The 19661-nt window shown below is 72.6% G+C and carries 16 protein-coding genes and 1 pseudogene; 4 read left to right on the top strand and 13 right to left on the bottom strand.

Annotated elements, in window-relative coordinates; translation table 11 throughout:
* Positions 1 to 66: 66 nt before the first annotated feature.
* Complete coding sequence (locus tag DEJ48_RS05345; protein WP_190537214.1) at positions 67 to 819, top strand: type 1 glutamine amidotransferase; 753 nt, start codon at positions 67 to 69, stop codon at positions 817 to 819.
* Here DEJ48_RS05345 and pcaD read toward each other — a convergent pair.
* From pcaD to DEJ48_RS05315, 6 genes and pseudogenes are all read right to left on the bottom strand, one after another.
* Positions 819 to 1598: pseudogene (pcaD, locus tag DEJ48_RS05340) on the bottom strand (3-oxoadipate enol-lactonase); the annotation flags it as partial. The gene DEJ48_RS05345 and the pseudogene pcaD sit on opposite strands and share 1 nt — an antisense overlap.
* Positions 1599 to 2189: 591 nt before the next feature.
* Entirely contained in the window at positions 2190 to 3512 is a 1323-nt protein-coding gene (gene pcaB, locus DEJ48_RS05335) for a 3-carboxy-cis,cis-muconate cycloisomerase (RefSeq protein ID WP_150214928.1), read from the bottom strand.
* A complete protein-coding gene (pcaG, locus tag DEJ48_RS05330) occupies positions 3509 to 4072 on the bottom strand; it encodes a protocatechuate 3,4-dioxygenase subunit alpha (protein WP_150214926.1) in 564 nt (187 codons plus the stop codon). The genes pcaB and pcaG overlap by 4 nt, the downstream gene beginning before the upstream one ends.
* A complete protein-coding gene (gene pcaH, locus DEJ48_RS05325; RefSeq protein WP_150214923.1) occupies positions 4072 to 4800 on the bottom strand; it encodes a protocatechuate 3,4-dioxygenase subunit beta in 729 nt (242 codons plus the stop codon). The genes pcaG and pcaH overlap by 1 nt, the downstream gene beginning before the upstream one ends.
* Before the next feature lie 41 nt (positions 4801 to 4841).
* Positions 4842 to 5480, bottom strand: coding sequence for a CoA transferase subunit B (locus DEJ48_RS05320; protein ID WP_150214922.1), 639 nt, complete (start codon positions 5478 to 5480; stop codon positions 4842 to 4844).
* Complete coding sequence (locus DEJ48_RS05315) at positions 5480 to 6235, bottom strand: CoA transferase subunit A (protein WP_150214920.1); 756 nt, start codon at positions 6233 to 6235, stop codon at positions 5480 to 5482. Before DEJ48_RS05315 ends, DEJ48_RS05320 begins: the two co-directional genes overlap by 1 nt.
* A 105-nt stretch (positions 6236 to 6340) precedes the next feature.
* On the opposite strand from DEJ48_RS05315, the gene DEJ48_RS05310 reads away from it, so the two are divergent.
* Positions 6341 to 6859, top strand: coding sequence for a MarR family winged helix-turn-helix transcriptional regulator (locus tag DEJ48_RS05310; RefSeq protein ID WP_150214918.1), 519 nt, complete (start codon positions 6341 to 6343; stop codon positions 6857 to 6859).
* Here the strand turns inward: DEJ48_RS05310 and DEJ48_RS05305 are convergent.
* The 3 genes from DEJ48_RS05305 to DEJ48_RS05295 form a co-directional block, all read right to left on the bottom strand.
* Positions 6789 to 7736 carry a DUF3048 domain-containing protein gene (locus tag DEJ48_RS05305; protein WP_150214917.1) on the bottom strand — a complete coding sequence of 316 codons (948 nt, stop codon included), beginning with the start codon at positions 7734 to 7736 and terminating at the stop codon, positions 6789 to 6791. The genes DEJ48_RS05310 and DEJ48_RS05305 overlap by 71 nt on opposite strands.
* Before the next feature lie 54 nt (positions 7737 to 7790).
* Entirely contained in the window at positions 7791 to 9629 is a 1839-nt protein-coding gene (locus tag DEJ48_RS05300; protein WP_150214915.1) for an FAD-dependent oxidoreductase, read from the bottom strand.
* A 194-nt stretch (positions 9630 to 9823) separates the two neighbouring features.
* Positions 9824 to 10894, bottom strand: coding sequence for an ATP-dependent DNA ligase (locus tag DEJ48_RS05295; protein ID WP_150214913.1), 1071 nt, complete (start codon positions 10892 to 10894; stop codon positions 9824 to 9826).
* Between the two features lie 99 nt (positions 10895 to 10993).
* Between DEJ48_RS05295 and DEJ48_RS05290 the strand changes: the two genes are divergently transcribed.
* A complete protein-coding gene (locus DEJ48_RS05290; RefSeq protein WP_150214911.1) occupies positions 10994 to 11413 on the top strand; it encodes a hypothetical protein in 420 nt (139 codons plus the stop codon).
* A gap of 48 nt (positions 11414 to 11461) precedes the next feature.
* Here DEJ48_RS05290 and DEJ48_RS05285 read toward each other — a convergent pair whose 3' ends face one another.
* Together DEJ48_RS05285 and DEJ48_RS05280 are read right to left on the bottom strand one after the other, a co-directional pair.
* Positions 11462 to 11995, bottom strand: a complete 534-nt coding sequence (locus tag DEJ48_RS05285; protein WP_150214909.1) for a GNAT family N-acetyltransferase — start codon at positions 11993 to 11995, stop codon at positions 11462 to 11464.
* Positions 11992 to 13536, bottom strand: a complete 1545-nt coding sequence (locus DEJ48_RS05280; protein WP_223831906.1) for a nitronate monooxygenase — start codon at positions 13534 to 13536, stop codon at positions 11992 to 11994. Before DEJ48_RS05280 ends, DEJ48_RS05285 begins: the two co-directional genes overlap by 4 nt.
* A 221-nt stretch (positions 13537 to 13757) precedes the next feature.
* Here DEJ48_RS05280 and ligD point away from each other — a divergent pair, with 221 nt between their 5' ends.
* Entirely contained in the window at positions 13758 to 14789 is a 1032-nt protein-coding gene (gene ligD, locus DEJ48_RS05275) for a non-homologous end-joining DNA ligase (protein WP_150214907.1), read from the top strand.
* 57 nt (positions 14790 to 14846) lie between these two features.
* Here ligD and DEJ48_RS05270 read toward each other — a convergent pair whose 3' ends face one another.
* Both DEJ48_RS05270 and DEJ48_RS05265 read right to left on the bottom strand, forming a co-directional pair.
* A complete protein-coding gene (locus DEJ48_RS05270; protein WP_150220976.1) occupies positions 14847 to 17072 on the bottom strand; it encodes an OmpL47-type beta-barrel domain-containing protein in 2226 nt (741 codons plus the stop codon).
* The gene (locus DEJ48_RS05265; protein WP_150214905.1) at positions 17072 to 19597 is read right to left on the bottom strand and encodes a ThuA domain-containing protein; all 2526 of its coding nucleotides are present in this window, start codon (positions 19595 to 19597) and stop codon (positions 17072 to 17074) included. The genes DEJ48_RS05270 and DEJ48_RS05265 overlap by 1 nt, the downstream gene beginning before the upstream one ends.
* Between the last annotated feature and the right edge of the window lie 64 nt (positions 19598 to 19661).

Here is a 19661-nt window from a genome sequence, read left to right as displayed (position 1 = left end):
TCGCGCATGTCGATCCCGAGGCCCGCCCCCCCGCACCCGTGTACGCGCCAGCTCAGGAGCCCCCCCATGCCCGCCCGCACCGTCCTCATCCTCCAGCACGTCGAGGTCGAGAAGCCCGGTCTCATCCTGGACGCACTGGACGGCAGCGGTCTCGACATCGACGTACGCATGCTGCTGGACGCTCCCGGGGCGTCGGCGGACGATCTGCCGGACGTCGACGATCTGGCCGGTCTCGTCGTCATGGGCGGCCCGATGAACGCCGACGATCTGGCCGGCCACCCGGCACTCAAGCTGGAACGGGACCTGCTGGTCGACGCGGTGCGCGCCGGGGTCCCGACGCTGGGCGTGTGCCTGGGGGCCCAGCTCCTCGCCCGCGCGCTGGGCCTTGTTGTCAGGCCCGGCGCCGAGCTCGGGTACGACAGCGAGATCGGCTGGTCCCCGCTGCGCGACGTCGACCGCGACGACCCCGTCGTGGGCCCGCTGGCCGACGCGCCCGCCGTGCTCCACTGGCACGGCGACCGCATCGTGCCCGGCCCCGGTGCACGGGTGCTCGCCCGTACCGGCACCACCAAGTGCCAGGCGTTCCGGGCAGGTCACGCTGCCTGGGGGCTCCAGTTCCATCTGGAGGTCACGCCCGGTCTCCTGGACGACTGGCTCGCCGAGCCGTCCTTCGTCACCGAGGCGACGGAGGCACTCGGCCCCGACGCCGTGGAGCGGCTGCGCGCCGATGCCCGCGCCGCCGCCCCCGCCCTGCGTCCGCTGGCGGACCGCAGCCTGGCCCACCTGAGGAGCCTCTTCCTGGCCCGCGCCGGGCTCTAACCGGGGCCGGCGTCACCCGTGAAGTGCGCGAGCAGCGCTTGCGTGACAGCCTCGGGGCGCTCCGCGGGAGCCAGGTGCGAGGCGCCCGCGATCTCCACCAGGGCGGCGTCCGGCACCCCATCGGAGATCTCCCGCGCGTGCGCGGGAGGCGTCGCCGGGTCCTCGCTCCCGGCGACGACCAGCGTGGGCGTGCGGACGGCAGCCAGCGACCCCCGCATGTCGTACGCGGCCAGGGCCTCGCAGCACGCGGCGTAGGCGCCGGGGTCGGCCGACCGGAGGTCCGCCACGAGGCGGGGCACGGTGAACCCGGGCGTGAACCAGCGCCCGGGCGCGGCATCCGCGAGCCCGCCGAGCCCCTCGCGGCGCGCCAGCGCGGCCCGCTCACGCCACGGCGTCTCCCCGCCGAAGTGCGCCGAGGAACAGACCACGGCCAGCCGCACCACCCGCTCGGGGTGCCGCGCCGCGAGGTGCAGCCCCACAGCGCCGCCGAGCGAGACACCGGCGTACGCGAAGCGGTCGATGCCGAGCGAGTCGGCGAGCGCGAGGACGAGCGCGGCGAGATCGCCGACCGTCGCGCCGGGTCCGATCAGGTCCGCCGGGGACCGGCCGTGCCCGGGCAGGTCCCAGCGCACGACCCGGTGCGCGGCAATGAGCCCGGGGGCCACGGCGTCCCACAGGGCGGTGGAGGTCCCGAGGGCGGGCCCGAGGAGGAGCGGGGCGCCGGTGGCGGCACCGTCGACCGTGTGGTGCGGCAGTTTGGTGCTGGGTGCGGTGGTCAAGGTTGCTCCGGAGGGGGTCGGTGAGTGGGGGGGGAGGGGAGGGAGGTGGCGGCGGGGCGCCGGTATCAGCAACGGTGAGCCCGGTGAGCCCGGTGAGCCCGGTGAGCCCGGTGAGCCCGGTGGGCCCGGTGAGCCCGGTGAGCGCCGTGAGCCTCGAAGCCCCCGAGCCTCGAAGGCCCGCGAGCCCCCAAGCCCAGCGATCCCCCGAGCCCCCGAGCCCAGCGAGCCCGGAAGCCCCCGAGCCCCGGCGCCCAGCGAGTCCGGAAGCCCCCGAGCCCCGGCGCCCTGCGAGCCCCGCGAGCCCCGCAGCCCCCGAGCCCCGAAGCCCTGCGAGCCCCGAGGCCCCGCGAGCCCCCAAGGCCCCCGAGCCCAGCGAGCCCCAAAGCCCCCGAGCCTCGACGCCCTGCGAGCCCGGAAGCCCCCGAGCTCCGGCGCCCTGCGAGCCCCGCGAGCCCCGCAGCCCCCGAGCCCCGAAGCCCTGCGAGCCCCGAAGCCCCGAAGCCCCCAAGCCCCGGGGCCCCGCGAGCCCAGCGAGCCCCAAAGCCCCCGAGCCCCACCCCCAGGCGTCAGGCCAATCGTTCCTCGCAGTCGTCAACGTCGCTCCAGCGCCCGGTCCGTGAGTTCCCCCGCGTAACCGGTGTAGTGCGCCGGGTCCGTGAGCGCGGTGACGTCGAACTCCCGCAAGGCGGGCTCCGAGGCGAGGACGGACGCCAGGGTGCGTCCCTCCGCGTGGGCGCGGGTCGCGGCTTCGGTCAGGAGTTTCTTCGCTGCGGTGCCGCCGAGCACGGGCGTGAGGAGCGCCGCCACCCGCTCCGAGGTGATCGACCCGCCCGTGCGGGCGAGGTTCCCGCGCATCGCGTCCGTGTGCACCCGCAGCCCCGCGACGAGCTCCGCGCCCTCCCTCGCCGCGCCGCCCGTCAGCCGCAGCAGGTCCCGCAGCGGTTCCCACTCGGCGTGCCAGGCGCCCGCGGGGCGTTCGTCCTCGGCGACGAGCGAGGCGTGGAGCGTGGCCGCGAGGCCGGGTGCGCGGCGCGCGGCGGCCGCGATGAGCGTGGCGCGTACGGGGTTCGCCTTGTGCGGCATCGCGGAGGAGCCGCCGCCCTCGCCCTCGGAGAGTTCGGCGATCTCCGTGCGGGAGAGGGTGAGCACGTCGGCCGCCAGCTTGCCGTGCGCTCCCGCGGTGAGGACGAGGGCGGAGGCGAGATCGGCGACGGGGGTGCGGAGGGTGTGCCACGGGAGTACCGGCGCGCAGAGGGCGAGTTCACGCGCGAAGGCGGAGAGGAGTGCCTCGCCCCCGCGCCCGAACTCCCCCTCCGTCCGGAACGACGCCAACGTTCCCGCCGCGCCGCCCAGTTGTGCCGGAAGACCTGCTCGTACGTCGATCAGGCGGTCCCGTGCGTCCAGGACCAGCGAGCGCCAGCCCGCCGCCTTCAGGCCGAACGTCGTCGGGACCGCGTGCTGCGTGAGCGTGCGGCCCGGCATGACCGTGTCCCGGTGGGCGGAGGCGAGATGGGCCAACGCGCGCTCCGTGCGGGCGAGGTCCGCCAGGATGAGGTCCAGCGTCCGCGCGGACAGCAGCATCAGCGCCGAGTCCAGGATGTCCTGGCTCGTCGCGCCCCGGTGCACGTGGGCCGCCGCCTCGGCGGGCACCGCCGACGTCAGCGCCGCCACCAGCGGGATCACCGGATTGCCGCTCTCCCGCGCGCGCGACGCGATGTCCTCCGCATCGAACCGGCCGACATCCGCCGCCGCTTCCGTCACGGCCGCCGCCACGTCCGGCGGCGCGAGACCCACCGCGGCCCTGGCGCGGACCAGCGCGGACTCGGCGGCCAGCAGCGCTTCGAGGAAGGCCCGGTCGGAGGTCGCGTCGGCCGCGGGCGAGCCGACGGAACCCGGCGCGAACAGGCCGCTCACGCGGACTCCGGCGGGAACTCCAGGAAGACCGTCTCGCCGTCTCCCTGGAGGCGGATGTCGAACCGGTACGTCCGGGGCGCCTCGCTCCGGGCGACCAGGGTGGCGCGCCGCTCCGGCGGGAGGGAGCCGAGCAGCGCGTCGCCGGGCTCGTCCACCACGTACGCCCGCGTGAACAGGTGGTGCAGCAGACCGCGGGCGAAGACGGCGAGCGAGACGTACGAGACGCCGCCGGGCGGCAGCGTCCGCACGGCCCAGTGGCCGTCCGCGTCGGTCGGGACCCGGCCGAATCCGGTGAACGCGACCCCGTCGCGCCCGAAGGGCCGCCCCGTCACGGGGTCGTGGCGCAGCGATCCGGGGGCGCCCGCGCGTGAGCCGTCGGGGCCCGGCTGCCAGGTCTCGATCAGGGCGTCGGGCACCGGCTGTCCCTCGCCGTCGAGCACGTATCCGTGCAGGGTGATCGTCTCCGGGTGGCCGTCGGGCGCCACGTCGCCGCCGCGCGGGAAGGGCAGTGCATAGCCGTAGAAGGGGCCGACGGTCTGGGAGGGCGTGGGAGCGGGCATCAGTGGTCGTCGCCCTCCTCGAAGAGCGTCGCGGACGGGCCGTCCAGGACGATGTCCCAACGGTGGCCGAGCGACCACTCGGGGACGGACAGATCGTGGTCGTAGGCGCAGACGAGCCGCTGCCGCGCCGACTCGTCGCTCACCGAGCGCAGGATCGGGTCGTACGGGAGGAGCGGGTCGCCGGGGAAGTACATCTGCGTCACCAGGCGCTGTGCGAACGCCGTGCCGAAGAGCGAGAAGTGGATGTGGGCCGGACGCCACGCGTTGGTGTGGTTGCTCCAGGGGTAGGCGCCGGGCTTGACGGTCGTGAAGGAGTACGTGCCGTCGTCATCGGTCAGACAGCGGCCGAATCCCGTGAAGTTCGGGTCGAGGGGCGCCGGATGCCGGTCCAGCTGGTGCGCGTACCGGCCCGAGGCGTTGGCCTGCCACAGTTCGACGAGCTGGCCGCGCACGGGGCGCCCCCCGCGGTCGAGGACCCGGCCGCTGACGGTGATGCGCTCGCCCAGCGGCTCGCCCGGGTGCTGCCGCGTCAGATCGCTGTCGAGCGCGGCGACGTCGGTGACCCCGAAGGCGGGGCCGCTCAGCTCCACGGCCTCCGGGTCGCGCAACGGGATCAACGGTTGCTTCGGGTGGCGGAGCCGGCTGCTGCGGTACGGCGGGTGGTCGCGGGGCGGATGGTGTGCGGACTCGGCGCCGGTATCGGTGTCTGTGTTGGTGAGGGTGGTCATCTCTTGTTGCTCCGTACGACGAAGTGACGTTCTCGGACCGGTCAGCGCTGCGCCACGTGGACCTCCGCCGCCGTCCTCGACGCGATCTCCCCGGCCGTGACTCCCGGCGCCGTCTCGACGAGTTCGAGCCCGCGCCCCGTCACCTCCAGGACACCGAGGTCGGTGACGATCCGGTCGACGCAGGCCTTGCCGGTGAGCGGCAGCGTGCACTCCCCGACGATCTTCGGGGAGCCGTCCTTGGCCGTGTGGGTCATCAGGACGATGACCGTGCGGGCGCCGTGCACGAGGTCCATCGCCCCGCCGATCCCCGTGATCATCCGGCCGGGGACCGCCCAGTTGGCGAGGTCCCCGCGCGCGGAGACCTGCATCGCGCCCAGCACGGCGACGTCGATGTGCCCGCCGCGGATCATCCCGAAGGAGAGCGCCGAGTCGAAGAAGGAGGCGCCCGGCAGCACGGTCACGGTCTCCTTGCCCGCGTTGATCAGATCGGGGTCGACCTCCGCCTCCGTGGGGGAGGGGCCCACGCCGAGGATGCCGTTCTCCGACTCCAGGAAGACCTCCACGCCCGGCGGCAGCAGGCCGGGGATCAGCGTGGGCAGACCGATGCCGAGGTTCACGTACTGGCCGTCGCGGAGTTCGCGCGCCGCGCGGGCGGCCATCTCCTCCCGGGTCCACGCCATCAGCCGCGCACCGTCCGTTTCTCGATCCGCTTGTCCGCCGCCTGCTCGGGGGTGAGCGGTACCACCCGGCGTACGAAGATCCCGGGCAGGTGCACCGCGTCCGGGTCGATGCCGCCCGGCTCCACCAGCTCCTCGACCTCCGCGACCGTCACGCGTCCGGCCATCGCCGCCAGGGGATTGAAGTTGCGGGCGGACCCGTGGAAGACGAGGTTGCCGTGCCGGTCGCCCCTGGCCGCGCGGACCAGCGCGAAGTCGGTGCGGATCGCGCGCTCCAGGACGTACGGCGTGCCGTCGAACTCCCGCACCTCCTTGGCCGGGGACGCGAGCGCGACCCCGCCCTGCCCGTCGTGGCGCAGCGGAAGACCGCCCTCGGCGACCTGGGTGCCCACGCCCGCCGGGGTGTAGAAGGCGGGGATGCCCGCGCCGCCCGCGCGCAGCCGCTCGGCGAGCGTGCCCTGCGGGATCAACTCGACCTCCAGCTCGCCGCCGAGGTACTGGTGCGCGAACTCCTTGTTGGCGCCGATGTAGGAGCCGGTCACGCGGGCGATCCGGCCCGCCGCGAGGAGCACCGCGAGGCCCGAGTCCAGCGCGCCGCAGTTGTTGGACACGACGTGCAGACCGCGGACGCCCGAGGCGTGCAGCGCGCGGATCAGCTCGTTCGGCACGCCGCTCAGCCCGAAACCGCCGACCGCGACCGACACCCCGTCCCGGACGTCGGCCACCGCCTCGGCGGCCGTCGCCACCACCTTGTCCATCCGCAGCCTCCGTGACCACAATGCTCAGGGCACTGACTATTTCGGCGAGGATAGGGTGGCCCCAACTACCGTGCAAGAGGCACAAGTCGAGCAGAGGGAGTCGGAGTGGAGGCCGTGGACCTCGCCACCCACCCCGGGCATCTGGCCCGGCGGCTGCAGCAGGCGCACCACCTCATGTGGAACACGATGGTGTCCGAGGAGATCACGTCGCCGCAGTACGCCGTCCTCAACGCTCTCGTCGCCGAACCCGGCCTCGACCAGCGGACGGTGGGGGAGCGAGTGGGCCTCGACCGGTCCACCATCGCCGAGGTCGTCGCCCGGCTCACCCGCCGGGAGCTGCTCGCCAAGCTGCGCGATCCGCGGGACGGCCGGCGCTGCCTGCTGCGCGTCACGGACGGCGGACGGCGCACGCACCGCACGCTGACCGCACGGACCGCCCGGATGAACGAGGTCCTCCTCGCCCCCCTCTCCACCGAGGAGCAGTCCGTGTTCCTCGACCTGATCCAGCGGGTCGCGGACGCCGCGGAGAGCCTGCGCGACCCCGCCGGGGCGGTCACGCCTTCGCGTACACCACCCACACCTGCCCCTTCGCGAACGGCAGTCGCCTCCCGTCGTCCGTCGTGAACTCGGTGCCGTCCGAGGCCGTCGGGCGCTGCCATCGCGCCTTGTAGGCGCGCCCGTCCCGCAGCACGCTCGCCGAGCCCTCGCCGACCGTCTCGGTGAACGGGGAGACGCTGCCCGCGCGGTCGTGGAAGCGCGAGGACCGTACCTTCACGTACTGCACGACGACCGTCGAGGGGGCGAGTTCCTTGCCGCCGGACGTCCGTGCCCGTGTGCCGTCCATCGCGACGCGCCAGCGCCCCTCGTACTCCACCCAGTCGAAGGTGAAGCGCGCCGCTGGGAAGCGGACCGTCCGCCGTGTCTGCGGAGTGCCGCCCTTCGGGCGGGGACCGAACCGGAATCCCGCGTCCGCCAGGGCGCCCTCGCGCGGGTCCACCTTGAGGGCGTCCGGGCGTACGAAGAGATTGTGCGGCGCGGGCTTGCCGCCGCCCCGGTAGTACGCGCCGCCGGGGGCCTTGCCCGGCGGCAGCGCCCGGACGGGTGCGCCGTCGATCAGGGGCAGGAGTTTGGACTGCGCCCCGGAGAACGCGAGCGCGGGGCGGTCGTACTGCCGCAGGAGTTCGAGGTCCGTCTCGCGCGCGCTGCGCACGGGGCCGACGACGGGCGGCAGATGGGAGGCGTAGACCGCCATGAGGCGGCTGAGTCCCGCCTCCACCTGTTCCACGTAGACGACGTCCGCGGAGTCCAGGCCGGTCTGCGGGCGTGCCGGTGCGACGTTGTCGATCTTCACGGCCAGTACGTCGCCGCCTTCGCCCGCCGACGGACGCTTCCCGTCGGCGGGCTCGATCGTGCAGCCGGAGACCAGGGCGGCGAGGACGAGCGCCACCGCCGCCCCGGTTCCGGTCCCGATCCGTGTACGCGTCCGCGTCCGCCGCCTCATGGGGGAAGTCCTACCCCGAATGCGGCCGGAATCGCAGCCCCTCGGGACGGCCTGTCAGCCCAGATCGAGGGCGTTGCGCAGCCCGAGCCGGTAGCGGGTGCGGTCGATCCGCTTGAGCGCCTCGATCGCGGGGACGCGGTACAGCGGTGTCACCGTGCACGGCTCGTGCGCCGAACCCGCCTGCTTCAGCAGGGCGTTGACGGCCTGGCGGGCCGACGCGTTGGCGCCCTCCATCGTCGCGAGGTCGATGTCCACGGAGACGTAGTCGCCCGACAGGAAGAGGTTCGGGATCTTCGTGGCGGCCGACGGACGGTTGTGGAAGGTGCCCACGGGGTGGATCAGGAGCTGGTCCTCGTTGGTCGGGTTCGGTGTGCCGAGGCCGTCCACGCCCGGGTCGAGGAACCACGAGTGCAGCTTGCTGTCGCTGAGGACCGTCTTGCCGGTGTCGTTGAGGGCGGCCTTGAGCTGCGCCCACACCTCCTTCGCGACCTCGTCGCGGGTGCACTGCTTTGCCGTCTTGCCGTACAGGATCCCCGGCTTGTCCCACTCGGAGATGTCGACCGACAGGCACTCGACCGCGACGCCGTCGCCGTAGTCGGCAGGGAAGTCCCGCTCGGGCCAGTGCCCCGCCTGGGCGATGCCGGTCAGGGACCACGGCGAGTCGATCAGGTTGAAGTGCCCCTTCACGACGGCCGGGCGCTCCGTCAGATAGAACTGGATGCCCGTCATCCAGTCCGTCTCCAGCTTGTCGCAGCGCGCCAGTTGCGGGTCGGCCGCCTTCAGCGCGGCGCTCCACGTGCGGCGTGCGTGCTCGACCGGCATGGCCTGGACGTAGTGGTCGGCGGTGATGTCGCGTCGTACGCCGTCGGGGTCCTCGACGACGGTCTTCGTGACGCGTCCTTCGCCGAAGCCCAGCTCCCGCACGGTCCAGCCGACGCGGAACTCCACGCCGAGGGACTTGAGGTGGGTGACCCACGGGTCGATCCACGCCTCGTTGGTCGGCGCGTTCAGGATGCGGTCGGGCGGGCCGTCCGCGCCCTGCCCGAGCGCGTTGAGGACGAACGCCTCGCCGAGCGTGCCGACGGTGCGGGTGCTGGCCTCCTCGGCCTTGGTCGCCACGATGTTGCGGGTCACGCCGATCACGAGGATGCGCTGGTAGTCCTTGGACATCCGCTCGGCACGGGTGAACTCCCACCAGGGCGTCGACTCCCAGGTGTCGTCCCGGCGTTCGTCGCAGCTGGTGAAGAAGACGAGGGCGCGGTTCACGAAGTACGCGGCCTCGTGGGCCGGCAGGTTGGCCGCGGTGTCGACCAGCGCGGTGAGCGCCCGCCGGATGTCGTCGAGCGTCAGCCTCTCCGGCTCGTGCCCCGGCCACGGGATCGGCATCCTGATGTCCTCGCGGCCGGTGCGCGCGAACGACATCTCGCGGGGTGCGATCAGGTTGTCCCACACGCCGTTGGCGTTCCCGGGGAACGGGATGCGGCGCATCGTGTCCGGCAGGTTGTGGTAGATGCCGGGGATGAAACGGAAGCCGTGCTCGCCGGGCAGCGGCTTGCGGTTGCCCTTCGCGCTGTCCGGTACGTCCATGCTGCGGGCCTTGCCGCCGAGCGCCCTGCGCTCGTAGACCGTGACCGCGAAGCCGCGCTCCGCCAGTTCGTGGGCCGCCGTGAGTCCTGCGACGCCGCCGCCGAGGACCGCCACGGTCTGTTTCGCCCGCGGCGCGTCCGCGGCGCCCGGCGCGGCCGCCGCCGCGGGCAGCGCTCCCGCCCCGACTCCCAGTGCGGCCGCCCCGCCGACCGCCGCGGCCCCGGCGACGAACCCCCGCCGCGTGCTCCCCGCCGCTCTCTGCGCCGCGCTTCCCACCGTGCTCGCCTCGGCACGACTGTGCCCCATGCCCGCCCCCATTACCGTCGGTAACTGACGTGTCAGGCGCAGGAGCATACGGTCAGGGCCCAAGGGGCGGAAGATACGAGGGTGCCGAAGAGAACAATGGCGTGATCGGAGTCGTTGGCGTGATCGGGGCGGGTGCGCGGCCTCGGGAACCGGTGCGGGTGCGTGCGGGCGCGGTCCGGGGACGGACCCGACACTCAGTCCGTCGCGCCCAGCACGTCGTCGAGGGCGTGCCGCACCGGCTGCTCCAGCTGGGCGTACGTACAGCTCTCCGGGGTGCGGTCCGCGCGCCACCTGCGGAAGGCGGCCGTGTGGCGGAAGCGCTGCCCGTTCTCCATGTGGTCGTACGCCACCTCGCAGACCCGCTCCGGCCGCAGCGGCACCCAGGACAGGTCCTTCTTCCCCGTCCAGCGGCTCGGGGCGCCGGGCATACGGGCCGTCTCGTGGGCCGTCTCGTCCGTCCAGGACGACCAAGGGTGACCGGCCGCCGACGTCATGCGCAGCGGCTCCAGCTCCTCGATGAGCTCGGCACGGCGCTTCATCGGGAACGCCGCGCACACGCCCACGTGCTGCAGGGCGCCCCCGTCGTCGTAGAGCCCGAGGAGCAGCGAGCCGACGATGGGCCCGCTCTTGTGGAAGCGGTAGCCCGCGACCACGCAGTCCGCCGTGCGCTCGTGCTTGATCTTGAACATGAGGCGTTCGTTCTGGCGGTAGCGCAGGTCCAGGGGCTTGGCGATGACACCGTCCAGGCCCGCGCCCTCGAACTGCTCGAACCAGACCTGGGCCACGTCGGGGTCCGTCGTCGCCGGCGCGAGGTGCACGGGCGCCGTGACGCCGGACAGGGCCTTCACCAGCAGGGCGCGCCTGTCGGCCATGGGCGCGTCGAGGAGCGCCTCATCGGACAGGGCGAGGAGGTCGAACGCCACGAAGGAGGCGGGGGTGCGCTCGGCCAGCGTGGCCACGCGGGACGCGGCGGGGTGGATGCGCTCCGTGAGCGCGTCGAAGTCGAGGCGCCCCTCCTTGGCGATCACGATCTCGCCGTCCAGCACGCACCGCTCCGGAAGCCGCTCGCGCAACGCGGCCACCAGCTCCGGGAAGTAGCGCGTCAGGGGCTTGCCGGTGCGGCTGCCGAGTTCGAGCTCGTCCCCGTCACGGAAGACGATCGCGCGGAACCCGTCCCACTTGGCCTCGTACTGCATGCCCGGCGGGATCTTCTTCACGGGCTTGGCGAGCATGGGCTTCACGGGCGGCATGACCGGCAGATCCATGATTCAAATCTAGGCGGCACCCCCGGAGACCGCCTGTTCAGCGGGAGTGCGCACGATGGAGGCGTACTACTGGAACTGATCACCTGAGGTGCCCTGTCCGTGCCCACGCCCGCCGACCACCTCGCCCTGGCCCGTGCCGCGGACGACACCGCCGTCCTGCACCGGCTGGCGCAGTGCCCGTACCCCTTCGTGTGGCAGGCGTTGGCCGCCAATCCCGCCACGGCGCCCGACACCCTGCTGGAGCTGAGCACCGCGGGGGACAGCGGCTGGAACGACAACAGGCTCCTGTGCCTGCTGGCGGTGCATCCCCGCGCCGACCGCGCCGTGCTGCGTGCCGTCCGGGACGCCGTGGCGGTCAAGCTCGCCGAGGGGGAGCGGCCCTACGCCGCTGCGCTCGCGCTGGCGGAGCGGCCGGAGCTCGCCGCGGAGGAGGTCCGGCAGCTCGCGGGGCTGCGGGGAGCCTCTGCCCGGCTGCGCGGGCGGATCGAACGGAGCCTCGCAGGTCGTGTCCGTGCCTGACCCGGGCGACCGTGCCTGAGCTCGCCTCCGTGCCTGACCTCGCGGCCCTCAGGCCTCGTACTCCGTGAGGTCGATGGAGTGGACCCGCAGCGGGTGGCCGGAGGCCGGGTGCGTGGTCTCGCGGTCCAGGGTCATGCCGAGCTTGCGTACGACGTTGGCGGAGGCCTGGTTGCCGACCCGGTCGATGCTGATCACGCGGTCGAGGCCGCGGTCCTGGAGAGCGAACTCCAGCGTGGCCTGCGCGGCCTCGGAGGCGTACCCCTGGCCCCAGAACTGGGCACCGAGCCGCCAGCTGATGGCGACGGCCGGCAGCACCTCGGGCAGGAACTCGGGGACGGAGAGGCCCGTGAAACCGGCGAGCTCGCCGGAGGCGAGGAGCTCGACGGCGAACAGCCCGAAGCCCTCGTCGTCCCACTCCTCCTCCCACCGCTCGATGTCCTCCGCGGTGCCGTCCAGGTCGTGCACGGGGCCGCCCTCGACCCAGCGCATGACCCGCGGGTCCGCGTTGATGTCCGCCATGGGTGCGAGGTCGTTGTCGTGCCAGCGGCGCAGGAGGAGGCGGGGGGTGCGGATCTCGGTCATGGCCCCCATCCTGCCGAAGGCGGGACCACCTGCGAAATCGGCCCCCGGGCGGTGCGTGCGCCCGTCAGCCACTCCACCACATCGACTGCCCGGTAGGGGTCGCCGTCCGGGCTCAGGTCCGTCAGGAAGTCCAGGTCCTGGCCCAGGGTGACGGCCGGTGGCTCGTCGCGTCCGGCGGGGTGGCGCTGGCCGAGTCCGACGGCGGCCAGGAGACCGTTGCACAGGCAGAGGCGGCCCTCCGTGTCGGGGACCGCGCCGCCCTTGCGGGAGTAGGCGGCCTCCGGTTCGGCGGGGCAGCGGTAGCCGACGGTGCCTTTGGCGGTGCGGTGGGGGACGCGCAGATAGCCCAGGTCGCACACGCGGCGCCGCGCCGCGCGGATCGCGGGGTCGGACAGCGTGCCCGGCAGCTCGGCGACCTTGAAGGGGAAGCCCGTGGGGGACGCCTTCGGATCGTTGCGCACCCGCAGCGTCCCGGTGCGGGCCCGCGTCCGCAGCGACTCGCGGAGCCCGGGCACAAGGCCCGACTCCTCGCACAGCGCGAACGCGCTGCCGACCTGGACACCGGCCGCACCCATGGCCCGCGCCGCCGCGAGCCGTTCGGGGTGGGCGGCGCCTCCGGCGAGCCAGAAGGGAACGCCGATCCCCGCCATCTTCGCGAGATCGGGGTGGTCGCGCGGGCCGTAGACCGGGTCTCCCTGGGCGTCGAGCCGCAGGACGCCGCGGGGCGGTGCGCTGTGGCCGCCCGCGCCATGGGTCTCGATCACGAATCCGTCGGGTGTCGTGGCTTCGTCGCGGGCCAGGTACGAGGCCAGGAGCGGCAGCGAGACGATGGCCAGCACGTCGGGGCGGCGCAGGGGCGCGGCGGGACGTCCCGGACCCGCACCCGACCCGAACCGCGTTCCCGCACCCGACCCGAACCCCGTCCGCCCCAGCAGCGCCACCGGGTCGAAGCGATGGTCGTAGTCCTCCTCGCCGCCGTCGAACCGGACCCGCACGGTCACCGGTTCCCGCCGCGCGAGCCGCCGCGCCAGCTCGGGCACGTACCCCGGGACGCCCGCGCCCACCAGGACACAGTCCACCCCGGCGAGGATCGCCCCGAACATGCCGGGTGCGAGGCCCAGCTGGACCTTCTCCAGGTAGTTGATCCCGACCGGGCCCCCGTGCCCCTCCTTGGCGAGCCACACCTCCACGAAGTTCCCTAGCACCGTGAGCAGTTCCGCCTGCTCCCCGCGCTCGACCCGGAGCATCGGCTGCGCGCGGAGGCGCTCTCCCGCCGCGACACCGCCCGCCACGTGGAAGCGGTCCACGACCGCGGCCGCCAACTCCGGTACGGGGAAGGCCGCGAGGGCGCGGCGCACGTCACCGCCCGGGTCGCCGAGCTGGAGCCGGCGGGTCAGGAGGGCGTCGAGCGCCGTGCCCGACACGACGCCGAGCTGCCCCGCGGAGCTGACGGCGCGGGCCAGCCGCCAGCCGGAGACGCCGACGCCCATCCCGCCCTGGATGACCTCGGGCAGTGCTCCGCCCCTCATGACCATCGGCATTCCGCGCCACCTCGCTGCTCCGGCTCCACGACTCACGATTCCAGCAACCTACGGTTCCGTAGGTTGCCGGAGGTTCAGTCTTTGTCACCCGGCCCCGCGGACTCCCCGCCGGAGGACCCGACTGGTGATGACCAAAGGCCTCCGGTCGACGGCCCTTGTGCCCGCGGCAGGCCGTATCGCCCGATGTGCGGCGAATGTCCGGGACGCTTAGCGTGGCTCGCATGGGTGCAGCCAAGGGCAAGAGCGCGGCCGTGGACATCGACACGGGGGAGCGGACGGTGCGTCTCTCCAGCCCGGACCGGGTGGTCTTCCCTGAGCGCGGCTTCACCAAGCTCGACGTCGCCCGGTACTTCGTGGCCGTCGGCCCCGGCATCCTCCGCGCCCTCCGCGACCGCCCCACCACCCTGCAGCGCTACCCGGAAGGGGCGGCCGGCGAGTTCTTCTACCAGAAGCGCGCCCCGAAGAACCACCCCGACTGGATCCCCACCGCCACCATCGCCTTCCCCAGCGGCCGCACCGCCGACGAGATGTGCCCGACGGAGGTGGCCGCCGTCATCTGGGCGGCCCAGTACAACACCCTCACCTTCCACCCCTGGCCCGTGCGCGGCGACGACCTCGACCACCCCGACGAACTCCGCATCGACCTCGATCCGCAACCCGGCACCGACTACACGGACGCGGTCCGCGCCGCCCACGAACTCCGTTCGCTGCTCGACGAGTTCGGCGGACTTGAAGGCTGGCCCAAGACGTCCGGCGGGCGCGGCCTGCACGTCTTCGTGCCCATCGAGCCGCGCTGGACCTTCACGCAGGTGCGCAGGGCGGCCATCGCCGTCGGCCGGGAGCTGGAACGGCGGATGCCGGACGCCGTCACGACGGCGTGGTGGAAGGAGGAGCGGGGCGAGCGGATCTTCGTCGACTACAACCAGACGGCCAGGGACCGCACGATCGCCTCCGCCTACTCGCTCCGGGCCCGCCCGCACGCCCCCGTGTCGGCGCCCCTGCGGTGGGACGAGGTCGAGGACGCCCGTCCCGAGGACTTCGACCTCGCCACCATGCCGGGCCGCTTCGCCGAAGTCGGCGACGTCCACGCGGGCATGGACGAGCACCGGCACTCGCTGGAGGCGCTCCTCGCCCTGGCCGATCAGGACGAGCGGGACCACGGCCTCGGCGACCTGCCGTATCCGCCGGAGTACCCGAAGATGCCGGGCGAGCCGAAGCGGGTGCAGCCGAGCCGCGCGAAGCACGAGGAGTAGCGGCGCCCCCGTCCCGGGCGGGACGGGGGCGCCGACACGACAGGGCGGGACCCGGGGCTAGAGCTCCTTGATCCGGATGTCGCGGTACGAGATCACGTCAGTGACCCCGTGCACCTGCACCCCGACGTAGCCGGACGAGTAGCGCCGTCCGTCCGTGCCCGGGTCGTCGCCGCGCGGGGGCGTGAACTCCTGGCCGCCCGTGTTGTCGAACTCGTTGATCAGGACGCCGTTGCGGTAGACCGAGTAGTGCTGGTCCACCACCTTGATCTCGTAGTCGTTCCACGTGCCCTTGGGCGTGACGCCCGCGCCGGCCAGGCCCACCCGGTCGAAGCCGTAGATCGAGCCGGTCTTGTACATGTCGCCGTCAGGCCGGTCCAGTGCCTGGATCTCGTGGCCGTACTTGATGGCGACCCACTCCGGACGCGACTCCTCCGGGTGGTCGTGGACCTGCGGGAAGCGCACGAAGACACCGCCGTTGGCGTTGCCGTTGCCCGGTGCGTCGTCCCGCCACTGGAGCTTCAGCGAGAAGTCCCCGTACTTGCGCTGCGGGAACCACAGCATGCCCATGCCCTCGACAGTGGTGCTGCTGGTGATCGAACCGTCCGCGTTCAGGCCGAACTTGCCGCCCCCGACCTGCTCCCACCTGTCCAGGGACGCCTGGGTGCCGTCGAAGATCTTGCGGTAGCCCTCGGTCTGGCCGGGCTTGCCGATGCCGGACTCCTTGGCGGCCTTGTTGATCTTGTTGTACTCGCGCTTGTCGATCTCACCCGCCGCTCGGAGCTTGTCCGTCACGCCCTTGACGTGCTTCAGGAAGAGCGCGTGCGAGGTCCACTCCTTCTCGTCCTCGATCAGCTCGCCCACGCGGCAGCGGTTGTTCGTGACGCGGTTGGGGATGCCCGTGTCGACCGTGCCCACGAACACCGTCAACCGCTCGTCGTACTCGGGGCAGTTGGGGGACGGAACCCCGCCGCCCTTGGCGACGGTGAACGAGACGTCCTCGGCCTCCGAGACGTTGCCCGCCTTGTCGCTCGCGCGGTAGGCCACCGTGTGCCGGCCCACGCGGTCGACGACGACCGGGTCGGCGTACGCGAGGTAGGGGCCGCCGTCGAGCGAGTACTCGACCTTGTCGACACCGGAGTCGGCGTCGGTCGCGGTGACCGTCACCTTCGCCTTGCCGACGTACGCGCCGTCCGCGTTCTTGTCGCCCTCGACCTTCGCGGCGGTCTCCGGCGGCGTCTTGTCCTCGACGGGCGGCGCGACGACGGTGAACTCGACGGCCTTCTCGGGCGCCTGGTTGCCCGCCTTGTCCGAGGCGCGGTAGCGGACCTTGTGCGCGCCCGCCTCGTGGACCATGACCGGCGCGGTGTACGCCGTCCAGGCGCCGTCACCGATCGCGTACTCGATCTTGTTGACGCCGGAACCGGTGTCGGACGCGGTCACCGTGACCGTCGCCATCCCGACGTACTGCCCCTGGTCGTTCTTCTCGCCGGTCACCGTGGCCGACGTCTCCGGGGGCGTCTTGTCGTCCGTCGGCGGCGCGACGACCTCGAAGTCGGCCGCCTTCTCCGCGGACACGTTGCCCGCCTTGTCGGTGGCCCGGTAGCGGATCTTGTGGGTGCCGACCTGATCGACGACCACGGGCGCGGTGTACGGCTGCCAGGCGCCGTCCGCCCCCACCGCGTACTCGACCTTGTCGACGCCCGAACCCTCGTCCGTCGCCGTCACGGCCACCGTCGCCGAACCGACGTACGCCCCGTCGGCGTTCGTGCTCCCCTCGACCTTCGCCGCGGCCTCCGGCGCCGTCGTGTCCTCGCCGCCGCCCTCGGTCACGACCAGGACGCCCTGCATCGAACCGTGGCCGGGGATGGTGCAGTGGTAGCGGTAGCGGCCCGGGGTGAGCGTCACCTCGGCGGTGTGCTTGCCGCCCATGTCGTCATTGGGGTTGGCGAGGATGTTGAGGGTGACGTCGGAGTTGTACTCCGGGTCGGAGGTGTCGAACGTCAGCGTGTGCGGCATACCGGTCGTGTTGCCGGTCGCCTCGCTGTTCTCGAACACGATCGTCGTCGGGCCCGCCACCGCCGTGGTCGGCGCCGACTTGTACTTGGCGATGTCGTTGTCGGCGGTCCAGGTGAGGGTCTGTGCCGCGGCGATGCCGGGACTGTCGGGGCGGGCGACCGCCGCCGTCGACGTCAGGCCGAGCACCATCAGGAGCGCGGCGAACAGCGCTGTGTACAGTCTTCGCTGCTGCGCGGACCGGGTGGCCCGCCGCGTCGGAGATCGCATCATCCCGCCTTCCTTGCCAGGTCACCGGCGGCCGGTGTCGGCGCCCCGCCCTTGTACGTCACGCGCCACAGCGCCGACTTGGAGTCCGAGGTGAAGAAGCCGCGGCCGTAGTCGAGGACGTACAGCGAGCCGTCCGGCGCGAACTTCCAGTCCATGAGGTTCTTGATGCCGTCGTTGCCGATCGGAATGATCTTCTTCAACGACTCGGCGTGGACGGGCAGTCCGCCCTTGCCGACCGTCTTCGGATCCGTCACCACCGCGTGCCGCGGCTGGTCGGAGTCGTAGAAGTCACCGACGAACCACTTGCCGTCCCAGTAGGCGGGCCACTTGTCGGCGCTCGCGTTCGCCGCGTCGAAGCGGTAGACCGGGCCGTTCATCGTGGCCTGGCCGCCGCCCTTGAGCCACGGCAGGAGGATCTTCTGCTCCTCCGTCTTGTAGCTCGGCACGCCCTTCGCGTCGCGCGGGTAGTCGACGCCGCCGCCCTGCGGCGAGTACCAGATGTTGTTCGGCTCGGCCGGCGGGATGTTCACCAGGCCGTCGTTGTTGGGCGACTCGTTCTTGAGGTTCTTGCAGTCGTACCAGCCCAGAGGCTTCGTCGGGTCCGGCAGATTGCGGTCGCGGTAGGGCTGGTTGTTGCCCATGCAGTACGGCCAGCCGCGGTTGGAGGCGTGGGTGATCGCCGCGAACGTGTCGTACTTCGCCGGGCCCCACGTCGTCGACGGCGCGCCCGCGTCCGGGCCGACCCAGCCCGCGTACAGCGTGTCCGTCTTCTTGTCGATGCTGATGCGCGCCGGGTTCCTGACGCCCATCACGTAGATCTCGCCGCGCGTCTTGCCGCCGCCCTCGTCCGGCTCCTTGCCGGTGAAGAGGTTGCCCTCGGGCAGTGTGTAGGTCCCGTCGGCCTCCGGGTGGATGCGCAGGATCTTGCCGTTGAGGTTGTTGGTGTTGCCGGCCGTGCGGCGCGCGTCGGCGAACGAGACGCCCTTGAAGTTCGGCTGCGGGTTGTTGCCCGAGTAACCGTCGGAGAAGCCCGAGGAGTTGTTGTCACCCGTCGCGATGTACAGGTTGTTCTTGGAGTCCCAGGCCATGCCGCCGCCCGCGTGGCAGCAACTGTGGATCTGCACCGGCCACTTCAGGAGCACCTTCTCGCTGCCCATGTCGAGCTTGCCCGTGCCCTGGTCGTAGGTGAACCGTGAGACGTACCGCTCACCCATGTGCGTCTCGCGGTTGATCCGTGAGTGGGGCGTGTAGTGCAGGTAGACCCACCCGTTCTGCTCGAACTTCGGGTCGAGCTCGATGCCGAGGAGTCCCTCCTCGACCTTGATGAGCTCGTCGCCGCCGCCCTTGTTGCCGAAGACGGTCAGCGCGCCCGCGAGCGTCGACTTCTTGGTCTCCGGGTCGTAGACGTGGATCTCGCCCGTGCCCTTGCCGACGTCCGGGTTGTTCCAGTCGGTGACGACGGGCCGCGAGGAGTCGGCGCCGCCGCGGCCGATGTGGAAGACCTTGCCGTCGGGCGCGGTGACCAGGCCGTGCGGCTCGCCGATCTGGTCGTTCTTGCCCGGCTGGTTGGGCTGGGTGAGGCGCTCCGCCTTGTAGTTGGCGTTGATCGTCGCCTGGCAGTCGGCGCGCGCGATACGGGTGGTCCACAGCAGGGCGCCCCGCAGGTGACCGCGGAAGTCCGCCTCGTCGTAGCTGGCCGCCGTGCCGCCCATGCCGGTGTAGAAGGAGCGTCCGCCGTCGTAGTCGCGGCACCAGGACACCGGGTGGTCCGCGCCGTTCTTGCCCGCGCCGGGCTGGTACGTCGACTCGCGGACGCGGGCGACGGTGTGGACGTCGCCGGAGGGGTTCTTCGTCCAGTTCAGCCACCGGTCGGGGCGCTTCCACTGGAGCGGCAGGTCCTTGGTCGCCGGGTGCTCGCGGTCGCCGACCTCGACGGTGGCGCGCTGGACGCCGGCCGGGCTCGCGTCGGCGGGACGGGCGCCGATCAGGCCGGTGAACCAGCTGGAGTAGGGCTCGGCGCGGGCCGCGTCGTGGATGCCGAGGAAGCCGCCGCCGGCCTCCATGTAGGCCTCCAGGCCCGCCTCCTGCTCGGCGTCGAGGACGTCGCCACCGCCGGTGAGGAAGGCGACGGCGTTGAACTTGCCGAGCCTGCGCTCGTCGGTGAAGACGGACGCGTCGTCCGTCGCCACGATCTTGAACCGCTGGGCGGCGGGCCCCGTCTGCCCGATCTTCTCGATGGCCTCGATCCCGGCGTCGACGACGGGCGACTCGTCGCCGCCCGCGGCCGAACCGTGGAACACCAGGACCTTGACGTTGGCCCCGCCGGGCGGCGAGGGAAGGGACATCGTTGTCATCGGCGGTTCCGGGTACGGCCGCGCGGACGCGGCCTGCGCGGAGAGCGCCCCGGTGACCATGGCGCCGGACAGCAGCGCGGCCGCCCAGGCCCGGCGCCTGCGTTCCGGTCTGCGTCGATTTCTGCTCAACCCTCGTACGGTCAAGGGCTCTTGATGCGGTGTGCGCCGCATGAGTACACCCACCCCTCGTCGGTCACAGCAACAGCGCCGACGAAGCTAGACCTCTTTTCGCGAC

It is taken from the genome of Streptomyces venezuelae, from assembly GCF_008642315.1.
In the GTDB taxonomy this organism is placed as follows: Bacteria; Actinomycetota; Actinomycetes; order Streptomycetales; family Streptomycetaceae; genus Streptomyces; species Streptomyces venezuelae_D.
This window is presented reverse-complemented; position numbering and strand designations above follow the sequence as displayed.